Annotated in this window: 10 protein-coding genes and 5 pseudogenes; 6 read left to right on the top strand and 9 right to left on the bottom strand. The window is 56.9% G+C overall.

All coding sequences use genetic code 11. From position 1 onward, the window contains the following. Positions 1–259: 259 nt before the first annotated feature. Positions 260–496, top strand: a pseudogene (locus VSR68_RS35530) (IS110 family transposase); the annotation flags it as partial. 407 nt (positions 497–903) lie between these two features. On the opposite strand, the pseudogene VSR68_RS35525 reads toward VSR68_RS35530, so the two are convergent. Both VSR68_RS35525 and VSR68_RS35520 read right to left on the bottom strand, forming a co-directional pair. Continuing rightward, positions 904–1,689: pseudogene (locus VSR68_RS35525) on the bottom strand (ABC transporter ATP-binding protein). A gap of 61 nt (positions 1,690–1,750) precedes the next feature. Then, a pseudogene (locus VSR68_RS35520) lies at positions 1,751–2,057 on the bottom strand (amino acid ABC transporter permease); the annotation flags it as partial. 1 nt (position 2,058) lies between these two features. Between VSR68_RS35520 and VSR68_RS35515 the strand changes: the two are divergent. Next, positions 2,059–2,157, top strand: a pseudogene (locus tag VSR68_RS35515) (amino acid ABC transporter permease); the annotation flags it as partial. Positions 2,158–3,255: 1,098 nt separating this feature from the next. Here VSR68_RS35515 and VSR68_RS35510 read toward each other — a convergent pair. From VSR68_RS35510 to VSR68_RS35495, 4 genes are all read right to left on the bottom strand, one after another. Continuing rightward, positions 3,256–3,477, bottom strand: a complete 222-nt coding sequence (locus VSR68_RS35510; protein ID WP_342944229.1) for a hypothetical protein — start codon at positions 3,475–3,477, stop codon at positions 3,256–3,258. Continuing rightward, positions 3,467–4,069, bottom strand: a complete 603-nt coding sequence (locus tag VSR68_RS35505) for an IS701 family transposase (RefSeq protein ID WP_342944303.1) — start codon at positions 4,067–4,069, stop codon at positions 3,467–3,469. Before VSR68_RS35505 ends, VSR68_RS35510 begins: the two co-directional genes overlap by 11 nt. 55 nt (positions 4,070–4,124) lie before the next feature. Continuing rightward, a protein-coding gene (locus VSR68_RS35500; RefSeq protein ID WP_085965141.1) for an IS5 family transposase occupies positions 4,125–4,891 on the bottom strand; the annotation gives its coding sequence in 2 pieces (ribosomal slippage) (positions 4,125–4,561 and positions 4,561–4,891; 768 coding nt in all). Between the two features lie 198 nt (positions 4,892–5,089). Further along, positions 5,090–6,316 (bottom strand): ISL3 family transposase, encoded by a 1,227-nt coding sequence (locus VSR68_RS35495; RefSeq protein ID WP_342944228.1) that lies wholly within the window; start codon positions 6,314–6,316, stop codon positions 5,090–5,092. A gap of 591 nt (positions 6,317–6,907) precedes the next feature. Here VSR68_RS35495 and VSR68_RS35490 point away from each other — a divergent pair. Beyond that, a complete protein-coding gene (locus VSR68_RS35490; RefSeq protein ID WP_342944227.1) occupies positions 6,908–7,693 on the top strand; it encodes an ABC transporter substrate-binding protein in 786 nt (261 codons plus the stop codon). Positions 7,694–7,876: 183 nt separating this feature from the next. On the opposite strand, the gene VSR68_RS35485 is transcribed toward VSR68_RS35490, so the two are convergent. The 3 genes from VSR68_RS35485 to VSR68_RS35475 form a co-directional block, all read right to left on the bottom strand. Beyond that, entirely contained in the window at positions 7,877–9,223 is a 1,347-nt protein-coding gene (locus tag VSR68_RS35485; RefSeq protein ID WP_342944226.1) for an IS4 family transposase, read from the bottom strand. A gap of 136 nt (positions 9,224–9,359) precedes the next feature. Then, the gene (gene ltrA, locus VSR68_RS35480; RefSeq protein WP_342944225.1) at positions 9,360–10,997 is read right to left on the bottom strand and encodes a group II intron reverse transcriptase/maturase; all 1,638 of its coding nucleotides are present in this window, start codon (positions 10,995–10,997) and stop codon (positions 9,360–9,362) included. A gap of 788 nt (positions 10,998–11,785) precedes the next feature. After that, positions 11,786–12,688: a LysR substrate-binding domain-containing protein gene (locus tag VSR68_RS35475; protein ID WP_342944224.1), complete on the bottom strand. Its 903-nt coding sequence runs from the start codon at positions 12,686–12,688 to the stop codon at positions 11,786–11,788. Positions 12,689–12,995: 307 nt separating this feature from the next. Here VSR68_RS35475 and VSR68_RS35470 point away from each other — a divergent pair, with 307 nt between their 5' ends. The 3 genes and pseudogenes from VSR68_RS35470 to VSR68_RS35460 form a co-directional block, all read left to right on the top strand. After that, positions 12,996–13,250, top strand: a complete 255-nt coding sequence (locus VSR68_RS35470; protein ID WP_342944302.1) for a Rid family hydrolase — start codon at positions 12,996–12,998, stop codon at positions 13,248–13,250. A 114-nt stretch (positions 13,251–13,364) separates the two neighbouring features. Continuing rightward, positions 13,365–14,789: an FAD-dependent oxidoreductase gene (locus tag VSR68_RS35465; protein ID WP_342944223.1), complete on the top strand. Its 1,425-nt coding sequence runs from the start codon at positions 13,365–13,367 to the stop codon at positions 14,787–14,789. A 390-nt stretch (positions 14,790–15,179) separates the two neighbouring features. After that, positions 15,180–15,439 (top strand): annotated as a pseudogene (locus VSR68_RS35460) (ABC transporter permease subunit); the annotation flags it as partial. Positions 15,440–15,560: the final 121 nt, after the last annotated feature.

Below are 15,560 nucleotides of genomic sequence, written 5' to 3'. Positions count from 1 at the left end.
GGTAAATTCGTAGAAGCGTGACTTCGCAATCCAGGACGCAAAGGCAAGGATAGCGACAGGTCAGACCGGCAGCGGGCGAACTCGAACACCCCCCAGGCGCTACATCGCATGTATTCGCCGTGATCCGGATGGAGTCCTGCTGCGCGGTTACTATCCGGGCCCGGGGCACACGCAACGATAGTGCTCAACAAGGCTGATGGCATGGACTCCCGCCCCCTCCGGGGTGCACACTTTCGGAGCCACTTTCGGGAGAATCGAGATGCCTACGCTGACCATCGGTCTTGATATTGCGAAAAACGTGTTCCAGGTACACGGTGTCGATCGTAGAGGCACAGCGGTCATACAGCGGAAGCTGCGCCGCGCTGACGTATTAAAGTTCTTCTCAAAGCTGGAGCCAAGTCTGGTAGGCATCGAGGCCTGTCACGGTTCCCATTACTGGGCTCGTGAATTGACCCTCCTTGGGCATACTGTACGGCTGCTGCCAACGCAGATAGTCGATGGATCAAAGCCGTGATGCAACGCCGTCACATGAGTGACGTGGCAATCGCTCTGGCGAACAAGACGGCACGCATTGCCTGGGCAATATTGACGAGCAATGATAGTTTCAAGGTGGTGTAGCAGCCTGTAACTTCTAAAGTAATTTCACCCTCTTAGCGATTGCGCAAGAAGCGGTAAGCATGGCGAACCGGTCGGACCGGCGCTTGCAGATCCTGATATATGCGGCGGCTGCAGTATGAAGCCAGAAGGCCGATGAGGGGCAAGCGCGCAAACTTCCATGATGGCTCGTGCTCGTAGCAGCACATCAGAAGCCGGATGTACGGACGCATTCCTTGACGAGCAGTTGCTCTCGCATTCGTGGTCGTCATCTCAACAACCGCCTGTAGCTCCTCTGACGGCCACGACCTACTTCAGGCTGCCCGAGAGAAACTGCCTGAGACGATCGCTTCGAGTGTTGCCGAATACTTCTCAGAAGGCCCCTCTTCCTCCGTTCGCTCTTGATGAAGAAACACAACGTGATTCGACACATTGCGGGCAAACCCTATTTCATACGTAACAACAATCATCGTGCGCCCTTCATCTGCGAACTTTTGCATTACCTTAAGAACCTCACTAACGAACTCCGGGTCGAGCGCAGATGTTGACTCATCGAAGAGCATCACGTCAGGGTGCATTGCAAGCGCGCGAGCAAGCGCGACACGCGGCTGCTGTCCGCCGCGAAGGATACTGCGTCTCTACGCGCGGTGTGAGCCCGACTTTTTCCAGGTACTCACGCGCGCGCTCTTCCGCTTCGCGACGTGGCAGACCGAGGACATGTATCGGCGCTTCAATGACGTTCTCAAGAACATTCATATGCGCCCAGAGATTGAAATGCTGAAATACCATCGACAGCTTCGTCCGGATATGTTCCAGTTGCTTCGCGTCCGCGATGTCGAGACAGCCGGATTGATCCGTTTTCGTTTTTACCGCCACACTATCGACCAAAATCCGCCCTGAATTCGGACGCTCGAGGAGGTTGATGCAACGAAGAAACGTACTCTTTCCCGAACCGCTTGCTCCGATGATGCTGATAACATCCCCCTTGTTAGCGCTCAGGGACACGCCCTTGAGAACCTCATGGTTCCCAAAGCGCTTGTGGATATCTAGAACTTCTAGCTTGCAGGCTTCTGCTTGAGTAGTGCGTTTCAACATTCCGATCGCTTATCGTTACATTTAAAGCACTGGTGAGTCATACTGACGCGGACATCCAAATTCAGTGTGAGCGTGGCCTGAGATAGCCGAGCCAGTGATGTTCAGCACGTCGGAAAACAACGACTAACGCGAAGGAGACGGTCAGGTAAAGCAGTGCAGCAATGCCAAATGCCGCGAACGACTGGTAGGTCGCCGAGTTGGCGTCGCGGGCAACCTTCAGGATATCGGGCACGGTCGCCGTGAAAGCAACCGAGGTGGCATGCAGCATAAGAATCACCTCATTGCTGTAAAGGTAGGGACCTTCGCAGTGCGGAAGAGATGATGAGGCGTCTGTACAGCGTGAACTCGTTCATTCCACACGCGCGTGCCTATAGTTTCCACTTTGTTCGGTCGCACGAGCTTACCGATACATTCTTTCGAAGCGGCTACCACTGTGCAATTATCGCGTTTTCACTTAGTACTACAGCCGTGTGCGACACGTGTCGCCGTCCGCCGGACGTAAATCGGCATAGTAGTGGATGGCAAAGCTCGATTCTGCCTTGTCACATTCAATACCGGAACACGTAAGTGAACCGTCGTCAAATCCTCGTTAAGTACGCAGAGCCAAAGCTGCTGACAGGCTCTAACCAAAAGGTGGATGGCCGGTTGCTTCCCTACGGCTTTGGGGCACGTCGCCAAAGTGCCATCGGGGAATAGGCGGGCGCTAAACGGACAGGCCCGGTAACAGTCGGGCCGGCAGGATCGGGAACGTGGTAACCCCGATTTCCCGCCGTTGCTTCAGTCTAGCGGAGCAGCGGCAGGTAACCGCGAGGGAAGCTGTTGGGGAAGCGGGGATGAGAACGCGGAGAAAGCGAATGACGACCTGTAGTGGGTCGTATAGGGGTTCCAGATTTGCCCTGACCTGAAAGGGTGCAGACTTCCGCGTGGTGCAGTTGTCGCAAGCCAGCATTTGAATTTCTACGAAGGGAAGCCTGTGAGTAACCCGTCTGACTTCGGTTCAGCGCCGTTCGCCTGAGCAATGAGGCGAATCAACAATGTGACGTTTGCGAAGGGCTCGCGCTGCAATAGCAAGCCCGGCGTCAGTATGGCGCTTAATGCTGTGCTCGAGCTGTATGCAGGGAAACTTGCATGTACAGTTCTTCGGGGGCCGCGTTTCTGAGAAGGAACGCGGCTACCCACTAGATGTGCCGGGTGCACGTCGCCGCGTCGCCGGTGATGGCATTGTTGGGCTCGGTACTGGTGTCGGCGCCGCCATATTGACCACGACATTACATGCTCAATGGAGTGGAGCGTTCGCCATATCACTCGGCACAGTAACCGGCGGATTTCCTGAACGCTGAATGGCAGTGAACCTTCAGCTGTTTTTTTTGCCTGTGCCCTCAGGGCAGCAAGCACCGCGTGCGCCAGCAATGCCAGTGTGATGTGGCGGTACCAGCCCCGCCAGCGACGCACCTCATATTGACCGAGGCCGCATTCGCCTTTGGCGGCCTCAAATCCCATCTCGATTTCCCATCGCCTACCGGCGACGTTGACCAGCGTCTGACGGGTCACCTTGCTGCGAGCTGCTTAGACGATGAAATACGCGTGCTCACGGGTCTCATAGAGACTGCGCCGCACCAGCAGGTAATGGCCGAAGCGACGTTCCTCGGCGCACAGTTGTAAGCGCCATAACGGCGTCAGCGCCCAGTCATACAGTCGCTCACCTTTTGCACCGATTCCGGCCGAAAGACGGCGCCACGGCGCCAGGCCTGTGGCGGCAAGGCTTGCGCAATCTTTGTCAGGGCGCACATAGGTCGGTGCCTTTCCACCACAGAGGTTCGTTCTTCTTAACCGCCAGCACGAATGGTTGCGCACGCGACTCGAGCCAAAGCCGCAAAGGACGGTCACCGCCATACACCTCATCTCCGGTGACCCGGCCACAGGGTACGCCCGCATCCAGTGCCCGTTCAAGCATCCGGCGCGCGAGCTGCGGCTTGGTTGCAAAGCCCACGTTGTCGGGGACGCCCGCTGCCCGACAACGAGGACGGTCTTCTATCCATGACTGGGGCATATACAGTGCCCGGTCGATGAATGCGCTACCCCCGTTGCCTGCGTAGCACAGGAACACACCGATCTGGCTATTCTCGATGCGACCTGCCGTACCACTGTATTGGCGCTGTACACCGGCAGAGTGTTCACCCTTCTTGAGGAAACCCGTCTCATCCACGATCAGCACGGCATCACGCTCGCCGAATTGTTCAACGACGTAGTCGCGAAGGATGTTGCGGGCGGCGTCGGGATCCCATTGCGCCCGCTCGAGAAGGTGCTGCACCCCCATCGGGTGTGGCCTCGCCGATCCATTCTGCGAGCTGCCAGCCGTTTTTCGCTCGACTGTTCCCAGCCAACCTTTTAGATAAGCGAGCGAACGCTGTCGCGGTTCCGCACGCCTGAGCAGGCTAGGTGATGTTCACATTTACGACCGGTCCAAATATGCAGGCAAGTGACGCAAACACGAGATAGCTGTCGGCGAGCTTGTCATATCGAGTGGATACACGGCGAAAATGTTTGATGCGATTGAAGAAACGCTCGACCAGATTGCGCGTACGGTACAGCCCACGGTCGTAGCGGCGCTTTGTCTTGCGATTCGAACGTGGCGGGATGACAACCTTCGCGTGGGTAGCCCGAATGGCTTGCACGAAGGCGTCGGAGTCATAGCCCTTGTCTGCGATAACCGCTCCCGTGCGCAAATGCTCAACCAGTTGTACCGCACACGAGATGTCGGCGACCTGCCCTTCAGTGACGATCAGGCGCAACGGACGCCCCGTCGAATCGATCGCCAGATGCAGCTTGGTGCTCAGTCCACCTCGGGAACGACCGAGAGCTTGCGGCCCACTTTTTTTGTAGCTCCGGCTGAATGCTGGTGTGCGCGAACGATCGTCGAATCGATCATGACGTGCTCGATTTCCGTGTGGCCTGCCAGTGCATTCACCACCCGTTGCCATACGCCCTTGCTTCGCCAGCGCGAGAAGCGGATGTACACCGTATGCCATCGACCGAACTCTGCAGGCAAGTCGCGCCATGGACTGCCAGTCCGGGCAATCCACAGCACCGCTTCGAGAAACCAGCGATTGTTGGATGCCGTTCGGCCGCGATCGCCTTCCTTGCCAGGCAGGATGTCCCGGATCTTCTTCCATACTTCATCGCTCAGTAACGTTCGCGCCATCCTGTCTCGCTGTACAAAAGACAGGATGTAAACACAAATTTTTAAATGTAAACAGCCCCTAGCCAGTCTCTCATGCAATCCCCCAATTCACGGTCCCACGCTTCCGCAACGTCTTTCATAGAAACCTATATACGCTAGTAATCCTAATTTATCATAGGAAAAATAAGGCTCTTTTGAAAATGCAGTGGGTAACGGCCGTCAGCGGGCATGCGAGTTGAATGCGGAGAAGTCGAGTTTGCCCGCGATAAGAAACAGCACGGTTCGCATGGTTTCGAAGCGCGTATAGCCACGCGCCTTGCGCTTGGCGGCCTGAAACAAGCCGTTGATGGCTTCGATGAAGCCGTTGGTCTTTCGAGTCTGAGTGCACGCAACGATGCCGTCGACGTGTCGACGAATCAACCGTGCGACGTCCTTCATGGGTTCGACTTTCGAACGCATGACGTTGGTGCACCACTGCTGCAACATCTCAGAGACGACATGAATCTGCTTGCGTTCGAGAATCTCGCGCAACTGCTCGCGATACAACCAGGCGCGGGCCGTTCGCTTAGTGGTGTACTGCCTGAGCAGCGCCTCGAGGTCGGTCAATTGCGCAAGGTTCAATTTGTTGGCGTCCTTGAGCAGCGTCCAGCGCATCCCTTTGAGTTCCGGGTCGGCTTTCTGTTGTTGGCGACGCACCGTATCAAGCGCCTTGGACGCATGGGCGACGATGTGAAACTTGTCGAACGTCACTCGCGCATTGGGCAGATGTTCGCCCACGCCTTTGACGAACGCGGGCGACATGTCGATGCTCACGGAGGTGACTTGCTCAGGCGTGCCGTGGTGCTTGCGAAGGTAGGCTGCAAAGCTCTCAATCGTCTTCGCGTCACGGCCGTGCGTGACGAACACGACGCGCCGAGCCTGCATATCGGCGACCAGCGTCAGATACTCGTGGCCTCGCCGGTACGAGGTCTCATCAATGGCGACCGAGCTCAAGTCAGACAGGTTCGCCGACGCCAGCGCGAGTTCCACATAGCGCGAGCAGATGGCATGCACCCGGTGCCACGACAGATTGACGATGCGCGCCACAGCGGCAAACGGCATCTGCTGCGCCAGCATCAGCACCAGCGCTTCGAACAGCAACGTGAAACCGTCGATCTGGCCGACCCATTCCGGCTCGACCAGCCGTACCGAGCCATCCGGCAAGCGCACTCGCGGCACCCTCACTTCCAGATAACACTCGTGCTGGAAGAAATTCAGGTGGCGCAGCCGCTTGATTTGCGTGTCATGCACTGCGTGCTCGCCGGCGAGCCCAGGGTAGCCAAAGCGACTGCCAGCGACAAAGTCCACAGCAATCGTCAGCTGTCGTTTGGCCATATCAAAGTCGACGCCTTGCACATACCACGGAGCCTTGATTCCCAAGGCGGATTCAAAGAGTTGATTGGTCATTGTTCGCTTCGTCTTGCATGGCTGGTTGCCGCATTCTGCCGCAATCAGCCATGCCCCAGCTTGTCGATTCAAGGCGCCTCAAGGGTTCGCTACGCCGGGCTCACGCCCGCCCTTGACCCGCAAAACAACCCACTCGGATTTCAAAAGAGGCGAAAAGAGCGGAAGTCTATCGTGGTCGTAAGCCACTTTCGTCGGTCGTATGCGTCGACCTATATCCCTGCGCGTTATGGTGACCTCCGTTGTGACTATCAAGCTACAAGGGGGTTCAGGAAGGCACGACGCCGCCGCATCCACCACCGCACGCACGTATCTTCGCGACATTCTACGGCTTGGGTATACCTATTCCTTATAGGCACCAAATATTTTCCGCATTGGACGCCACGCCTCGTTGCCGAGCATGATGAGCTTGCCACCCCCTACATCGTCCGATCATCGGGGCGTGGTTACGGGAAGACTCCAATTGGTGCGCCACTTCCGGAATTGATCGGATTTTGGTCATCGTAGGAGTCAGCCGCGCGGCAATCACGGCGACCACGCGTCGCCGTGCAAATCCTTTTGTCCGCTTTTGGGGGACCAGTGAGGAGATTCAAAATGAAGGTGACTATGACTATACTGCTTGCGTTCGTCGCAACCAGTCTTTCGACGAGCGCACCTGCGCAAGACCCTAAAGTGCTCCGCTTCGGCGTAGACAGTTCGTATCCGCCGTTTGAGTCCAAGTCTCCAAATCGACGGCCGGTCGGATTTGACATAGACCTCGGAAATGAGATCTGCGCGAGGATGAAAGTCAAGTGCGTCTGGGTTGAAAATTCTTTTGATGGGATCATAGCCGCGCTTCAGGCGAGGAAGTTCGATGCAATCAACTCTTCGCTGTCAAAGAACGCACAGCGCGCCGCAATCGTCGATTTCAGCGACAAGTTATATGCGCCAATCGAGAAACTGGTCGTCAAAGGTGGCTCCGGTCTAGCGGCAACAGTGGAATCTCTCAACGGAAAGCGCGTTGGCGTGCTTCAGGGAAGTACGCAGGAAACTTATGCGAGAAAGTACTGGGGCGAAAACGGTGTCGACATCGTTTCGTACCAGACGCAGGACCAGGCATGGGCAGACCTCGTGAGCGGTCGCCTTGACGCGGTATTTGCATTTGCCCCGCAGGCTGAGGGTGGCTTTCTGAAGACGGCTCAAGGTCGTGACTATGGTTTTTCTGGGGGGCCCGAAATCAGGGATGCCGCGATATTTGGGAACGGCGTATGCATCGGCGTCCGAAAGGAGGATAAGGCTCTTCTGAATGCGATCAATAACGCGATCGACGCCATACGTAAGGACGGTACGTATGACAGGCTCTCCAAAAAGTACTTCACGTATGATGTATACGGCGGCTGACCTTCTGGGGGAGCAACATACTAAAGTATTCGACCGCAGCGTGTGATTGCATCGAGCGCGCATGCTTGCCAACGAGTCGCGTGTTGTAGCGTTACCGGGATAGCTATGGGCACAGGCCCCACAACGTCTTCGCGTGCTAGCCGCCTGTGCTGATTGCGAAGGCGGCTACTCTAGCCCATCTCGTTATACAGAAGTGTCGTACCCGTCGCGCAGGATCTGGATGGTGATCACCACATCCATGACACGCTGCATGCCAATCCACAGTGTCTTCGCGCCGGGTTCACCATCGCTCTTGCGTCCGAGGAATCCACCCAGTGACGCGATCATCCGTATCATCTGGTTAAGCGTCGGTGGCTTTTTCGGGCGGGGTTTCTTTGAGAGCACGTGAGCGCCGTGTATCTCGTCAGCCTCAAAGAACAACGAAGCATCCAGGTCCGGGCAGGTCCGGCCCAGCCGCATGAGCCGTGCGATACGCCAGGACACCACCATATACAGCACAAGCGCCTTCTCCACGCGCTCCATCTGCGAGAGCTGCAACGTTTCAACCCGGCAGGCGTTCTTCAACACATTGAAGAACATCTCGATCTCCCACCTCGCGCGGTACCAGTCAATCAGTTCGGTGAGCGCATGTGCATCGGGCACTTCGCGATTGCTCAGCAGGCGCCAGACGACGGGCTTTACACCAGTGGGCGCATTCACTTCACATGCCTCAATGCAGCTCAGCTCGACGTCGCCGCGCCCGGGTAGCGTCACGCGCTGTGCTCGCAGCTCCTGCGTCACTTCACGCGCCTTCTGGCCACCCCGCCCGGGCAGCACGAAGCTGATTTGACCGAGCACCTCGCTCGCGTGTACCGTCTCCCACAGTTTTGCTTCGCCCTTGAGTGCGCGGTTGTGCTGGGAGCGGATCAACCAGTCGGCCGGTTCGCCCAACTCCTGCGCACGCTGCATGAGCGCGGCGATATCACCTTCGCGATCGGCCACATATACCAGCCGCGTGCCCGGCATGACTGCCGCCTGCTGCGCGACGATCTCGTAACTTTCGATCCATCGAACGCTCTCGCATACGCCGCCACGCCGGCCGTTTTCGTCGCGCGGCTCGCGCGCCCACATCCAGGCGTTCATGACACCCAGCGCCTCGCGATTCGGTGTGACCGCATAGGTCGCGTGAAGATACATGCCCACCTGCGCTTCGTAACTGAGCGGGCCGGCCCCCTCGATGTCCTGGCCGTTGAAGTTCAGCTCGGTCGTGTCAGCCACGCACAGGACTACCGGTGACTCGCCCATGCGCACAGCGGTGCGCTCCCAGTGCGGCTGCATCATGTCGCGCCAGTCGATGTGCTCATTGCCCAGAAAGCGGTATGCCGCCATGGTCTCGGCCCAGCCCTCACAGACACCCGGAATACTGACCGTCGGACGTGCGGCAAACCGCTTTAGTAATTCCTTCGCGCGACGATCCCGCCTCGGGTCACCCAGATCCAGTGTTTCAAATTCCTCGTCCACCCACGCTCCCGGCTCATTACGAATCTGCATTGCCGGGTAGCCCGACGCGGTTACCCGCGCCCGGCCCCCTTAGAACCGTGCATGGGTCTTTCGATCCACACGGCTCAAGCCTCTACGAAGGCACCTTTCGGTACCCGGTGTCACGACTGTATTTCTGGCTGGAGTACTACCGATTTCTACGGCAATTGGGATGGTGTAGTTCGAGATTGCTGCCTGAATCCGATCCGCCTTCGGTTCTTTTCACAATGTGGCGGACATCCCAGCGGGTGCCCATTGCGATAGGTTCCTGACAGTCAGGACACAGGCCGTCCTGCCTGAGCCAGACGCGGTAAAGCTTCACACGGCCTCTTGACGAGTTCAGCATTTTCTTGCCCCACCGGGACTCGAAGTACTGTTCCCATTTTGGGTCGTGCGGATTCGCGTTGGCTTTGATCTTGACATGCCGCTGTATTGGCGTGTCCGACTCTTGCAGCAGGGTAAGCTCCCGTGTCGTTCCGTCCTCTTGTTTTTCTTTGACGGTAAATACCCAGTTCCGGGTACCTCGGGCCTTGAAGTACTTCTCCTTGACCCATTTGGCTCCTTTGTTGGGGTGCCGTCTTACCGCCCATCGCCATAGCATCGACCAGACATCGGTATCAACCCGAGCGAAGGTTTCCTTAGCGACTACATGGCTGTGGTAATTCGCCCATCCACGTAATACTGGATTGAGCAGCCTTATCAGGTTTGCCTGTTTAGCCGTCTTGTTGGCCTTGATGACTTCACGGATTTTGTCAAGATGCGCTTTGACGTTCGCTTTGGACGGCTTCATGAGCAGCTTGCCGTTGTACTTGCGAATGTTCCATCCGAGAAAGTCAAACCCGTCCCTGATATGCGTTATTCGGGTCTTCTCTGGCGAGAGCACTAACCCGCGTTCCGCCAGAAATTCAACCACTGCGGGCTTAACCTCCTGTTCCAGCCATTCCTTCGAACTGCCTGTAATAATGAAGTCGTCCGCGTAACGCACCATGTTCATTTTCAGACCTGCCCGCCGTGCCTGCGGAAACTTCTCCGCCAGCCTGGCTTCGAGACCGTCCAACGTCATGTTAGCCAAGACAGGGCTGATAATTCCCCCTTGCGGGGCACCTGCCTCGGTCGGGAAGAGCTCGTTCCGGTACACGAATCCCGCCTTGAGCCACTTCTTGAGGATCACCTTATCCGTGGGGATATGGGCGAGCATCCAGTCGTGACTGATTTTGTCGAAACAGCCTTGAATGTCGGCCTCTAACACCCATTGCGCGTTTGCCTTTTTCGCAAGCGAGACGAAACACTGTCCCCCGGCATCCGCGGTTGAGCGCTCCGGCCTGAACCCATAGGAGTTCAGGTCGGCGGTGGTCTCCGCAATGGGTTCCAGCGCCAGCAGATGTAACGCCTGCATGGCGCGGCACGTCATCACAGGTATACCGAGCGGCCTCGTCTTGCCGTTTTTCTTCGGTATCAATACTCTCCGAAGCGGAAGGGGCGAGTAGCCCCGCCTCTTCAACGACGCAATCGCGTTGGTCTTTGCCCCCGGTGTTTTCCAGATGGCCTTGTCCACTCCCGGGGTGTTCCTGCCTTGATTTTCAGTCACCCGCTTCACAGCTAACGCCTTGCCGCTGAACGAGTGGGTCAGCAGCCATTGCAAGGCTTTCACCTTGTTATGGCGGCCAGCTTGTGACGCCTTCACCATACGCGTCTGCAGCCCTCTTACATGCCGTTGGACCTTGGCCCAATTGATGCCGTCCCACGTCACGCCAGAAGGCGCACGCGCCTGTGTTGCAGCGCTCATTTGCTTTCCCTCCGTTAAGATGGTTCTGGAAACTCTCTGGTGACGAGAGACCATGAGGAAGTCTGCCCGCTTTCGCGTCGGGTGATGTTGCAACCCGTATCCCGTCCATTACAGCCGGGCATTCGCTTTCTCCCCGTTCCTGTGCCCGCACCGCCATGGGCAGACCTTGCAGCCTGCTGTCCCCATATAGGGAGCGATACGGGGTTTCCACGTTCCGCTTGCAAAAGTACGTCGGGTTAGGTGCCTGCTATTGACCGGGAGGCATGTGGGTCACGAAAGCGCATTTTCGAGACGCTGTTCCCGCCTCCATTACCGTTTTGGTGCAAGCGTAGTAGCCACTTCCGCTTGTTTCTCGTCACGATCTTTATCGCAGATTCAAATGTTTTCACCCTGCCGACTATCTGGCACTTCACCGGCGCGTGGCTGCCAGAAGGGTATGCCTCTCGCGATTGATACCCCGCACCGTACGGTGCTTCGTTACGTTGTCAGAGCCGCGCTTTATTCAGGCTCCTGGATTCAACCGGTGACACGGTTGGTTCCCTCCGTTGCCGTGGGAACAACTTCTGCAGGCGACGTCGTGTCGCAACGAAAAGTCGAGAGTAAACGCGAAATTCCGGCCGTTAACAACCCCCGTCACGCCGGCGCATCGCTCAATGCGCTTTCGGACAAACGTCTGCTACTGCGCCACTTCTGTATAACGAGATGACTCTAGCCCTCCACGGTTTCCTACGATAACCCTGATAAAAACAGGCGGCCAGACTGACTAGCCTTCTTGCTTCATCCACGTCTTATTCGTTCCAGATTTTCAGCTCGCGTTCTATCTCACATTGCAGCAGAGTTGCAAACTCGCTAACGAGTTGCGGGGCGACATCATGTGGCGGATAAAGAAGAAAGCTGTGGTAACAGAGGGGTGGCGAGAAAGGAAGAACCTTCACTCCCTGGCCGACGAAGTCTGTTGCAACGAGTGGATGAACCAACGTGACACCCATACCGAGTTTCACCATCTCACAACACGTAGCACTGTACTGTGCTTCGAGTGTTAGCTTGCGTTCAACTCCTTCTTCTTCAAACAACTGATCAATGTTTTCCCGCGAACCATCGCCTTGACACATGGAGATGAACTCCTCCCCGCGAAGGTCGCTTGCGTTAATCGCAGTGCGTCGAGCAAGCCGATGCGTTTTCGGAACCATGCAAAGTGCCTGAGCGTCCGGTAACCGGGTAATCTGACACGTCGCCGCCCCTGAAACGAACGCCACGATTCCGACGTCGCAAAACTCGGACGAGACCCACTGCTCCACCGTGATCGATGAGTTCGTATGGATAGAGATGCTGACTCCCGGTCTCGTCCGTTTGAAACGTTCAACGACCCTAGGAAGGAAACTGAGTCCAATACCCGGCACGGCCCCGATGCGGAGGCGACCGCTTCCGAGGTTACGGATGGTATCTGCCGCGTACGTCAGGCTTTTTAGCCCCACAAAAACGCGCTGAACTTCGCGAAACAAAGCTTTGGCCTCCGGCCGTGGCAGCAAGCGTCCGCCTGCGCGATCAAACAGGACAAGGCGTGTTTCATTCTCCAACTGCGCAATCAGCCTGCTCACGTTGGGCTGGGTTGTCTGCAGGTCGCGCGCTGCACCGGTCATTGACCCTGACTCCATTACTGCACGAAATGCCTCGATTTGTCGGAGCTTCATTGAGCCACCTATAAGGAAATGGTATAGGTATCGATTGTATTGACATTTGACCGCGTGTGGGGGCGCGCGTCACGATAGCGGTACTGCTGGTTTGCATATACTCGCGCTATGGGGCTACAGGCAGCGCGACGCGTCAGAAGTGTGAAAGTCATTCGGTGACTCGGAGCGGAAAACTTTAGGCATTCGAATCGAGACAACGATTGATGTCGGGCGTGTGCACAGTGCAGCGTCCTAGAGTAAGCCGCTACATCAGAACTTTTAACGAAAGAGGAGGTTTCATGATTCGCCGTCTGGAGAGTACGGGCCTATTGAGCAAGGTATTGATCGCGAATGGATTCGCCTTTTTTCTGGCCTAACGGCCAAGGATACTACAGGGGGAATCAAGGAGCAGGTGGCAGATATCCTTGCACAAATCGATAACTATCTGCTGGCCGCAGGCAGCGCCAAGTCGCGTATTGCTGTCGCGAATATCTGGCTCAAAGATGTTAGCGCCTTCAATGAGCTAAACGAAGTATGGGAAGCTTGGGTCGATAAAGAACATCCCCCACGCGCGCGACGGTAGAATCAAAATTGGCCGGGGAAGACATCCTCGTCGAGATTCAGATCCAAGCGGTTATATGAAGAGGACGCGGGTGATGTTGCGAGAGCGATATTCGTTTATCAGAGGGAAGGGCCAATGAATCTGCAGGGAAAAGCTCCGCATGATCCATCATGGTGGTTTGAGGAAGCGCTGCGGAGCGAGGGTGTACAACCTGCGGCGCCAGCCCTTACCGGCGTGCTCACGGTTGACGTAGTGATCGTCGGTGGCGGGTATACCGGACTGTGGACTGCGCTGGCCGTCAAGGAGCGCGCCCCACATCTCATCGTCGCTCTCATTGAATCGTCCCAGTGCGGTTCGGGAGCGAGCGGTAAAAATGGTGGGAAGGTCAGCGGGTACTGGCCGTCTCTCACTGGAATCGCGGCGAACATTGGCCCTGATGCGGCGTTGGCGGTTGCAAGAGCTGGCGCGCGGGCTCAGGACGCTATTCGGCTGTTTGCTACCGAGCCTAGTCGCGACGTATGGTGGCGTGAAAACGGTCATATGCGCGTCTCCGCAGCACCGGCGCAAGATGCCCAGATCGCAGCATACCTTGATACGGCACGGCAACTCGGCGTACCGGACACCGTACGGTCGCTGACGGCCGAAGAAGTACGGGAGATTTGCGGATCGCCCGTTTTCCGGGGAGGCGTATATTTCCCCGAGGGCGCGACTGTCCAACCAGCACGTCTCGCGCGCCAGTTGCGAACTGCGGCGATTGCTGCCGATGTGAAGGTATTCGAAGGCACGCCGATGATCCGGCTCGACCAGGGAACGCTCAATCGCGTTGCCACCCCTAACGGTGAAATCATCGCAAAGGAAGTGGTGCTCGCGACCAACATCGAACTCGCGAAGCGCAGGGAGATCGTCCCATACCTTACCGTGTTCTCATCCTACGCATTAATGACGCAACCGGCACCGGAGAAAATCAGTCTAATGGGCTGGAAGCGCGAGGAAGGCATCGCTGACTTGCGAATGTTCGTCCACTACTTTCGGAAGACTATCGATGGACGGATCCTCATGGGTTCGGGCTCAGGTCCAATCGGCTTTGGGGGAAATACGTCGGATCCACGGCTGACTACAGACCTGGCGTCGGCAGTACGTGCGGAGCGCGGCCTTCGTCGCCTGTTGCCAGCTTTCAGAGACGTTCAGATTGACAGAACGTGGGGCGGTGGCATCGATATCTCGTTTGACCGGCTACCGTTCTTTAGAACGTTACCTGGAACCCGCGTCCACTACGCCTGCGGATTTTCGGGGCATGGCGTTAATCCGACATACATTGGAGGGCAATGTCTTGCTTCGCTCGTTCTGAAGTCAAAAGACGAATGGAGTTCGCTACCTTTCTGTACGCGTGAACCACGAGCGCTGCCGCCCGAGCCTCTTCGATATGTCGGCGGACGCTTTGTGCGCTGGGGTATTCTCCGATGCGAAGAAGACGAGGAAGTTGGCAAGACGTCACGACTGTTACCTCGAGTCGCCGCGGCTATCCCGAAAACCTTTGGCCTGAGAATCGGTACCCGATGATGGTGAGCACATCCATTGGCGGCTAATGCCCCCAAGGCGGTGTTAGACCAACGGTGAACCTTGCTCTAGTCGGCTCCGGAAGACCATCCGGGTATGTATCACTGTTCGCGGTCTGGGCAGCGGAGGCGACTGTTCGTGACCCGCAGGAGGACCACTCAGCGCCAAAGATCACCTCATACGGAATTCGGCGGCAAAAAGCTGGCCGATTTGCTGCCCCACGTCGGTTCTATTCGCACTAGCCTTATGGAAGGGACCGCGCGCCAAGGGGGATGATCCTTTCGGCCCGCCTGAATTCCCTTTGCTGTCCGGCTGACTGATTGGTGACCGCATGGAAGACTTGCGCGGCCTACCACTAGCCGTTAGCTCTCTACAACAAGCATGGAGACCAGTGTGTTTTTATTCGGATTTGGCCCGCTGCTGGCCGGTACTGTCCGTACAAACGATTTGTCGGTGCTGTCCCTTGCGGCCGCGGTTGTCCTGAGCCTCATGGGCGCCGTGGCGAAATCATCGCAGAATCGTGGCTTTCGCGGAATCGGATTGGCGTATACGACCTTGATCCGATCGGTACACCGGACCTTGTGCTCATGCTTATCATCTTTTACAGCATCCAGATTGAGGTCAACAATCTAACTGATGCCTTGGGACTAGACATCATGTATGGACCTGCCGCGCCTCAAGGTACGCGGATTAAGCTTGAGGTGGGGTACACCGCGGCTCAGAGCCGCATTGAGGGGGCAGGCCATGAACCAGTTTAGCAAGTACGTGGGCCTG

Source organism: Paraburkholderia phymatum, from assembly GCF_038900715.1.
Taxonomy (GTDB): Bacteria; Pseudomonadota; Gammaproteobacteria; order Burkholderiales; family Burkholderiaceae; genus Paraburkholderia; species Paraburkholderia phymatum_A.
The sequence above is the reverse complement of the archived record's forward strand: the minus strand, read 5'-3'. Positions and strand labels throughout refer to the sequence as shown.

Bases quoted from the DNA above. Each gene is read 5' to 3' on its own strand.
- VSR68_RS35495 (WP_342944228.1), bottom strand. From the start codon at position 6,316: ATGACCAATCAACTCTTTGAATCCGCCTTGGGAATCAAGGCTCCGTGG.
- VSR68_RS35490 (WP_342944227.1), top strand. From the start codon at position 6,908: ATGAAGGTGACTATGACTATACTGCTTGCGTTCGTCGCAACCAGTCTT.
- VSR68_RS35485 (WP_342944226.1), bottom strand. From the start codon at position 9,223: ATGCAGATTCGTAATGAGCCGGGAGCGTGGGTGGACGAGGAATTTGAA.
- ltrA (WP_342944225.1), bottom strand. From the start codon at position 10,997: ATGAGCGCTGCAACACAGGCGCGTGCGCCTTCTGGCGTGACGTGGGAC.
- VSR68_RS35475 (WP_342944224.1), bottom strand. From the start codon at position 12,688: ATGAAGCTCCGACAAATCGAGGCATTTCGTGCAGTAATGGAGTCAGGG.
- VSR68_RS35465 (WP_342944223.1), top strand. From the start codon at position 13,365: ATGAATCTGCAGGGAAAAGCTCCGCATGATCCATCATGGTGGTTTGAG.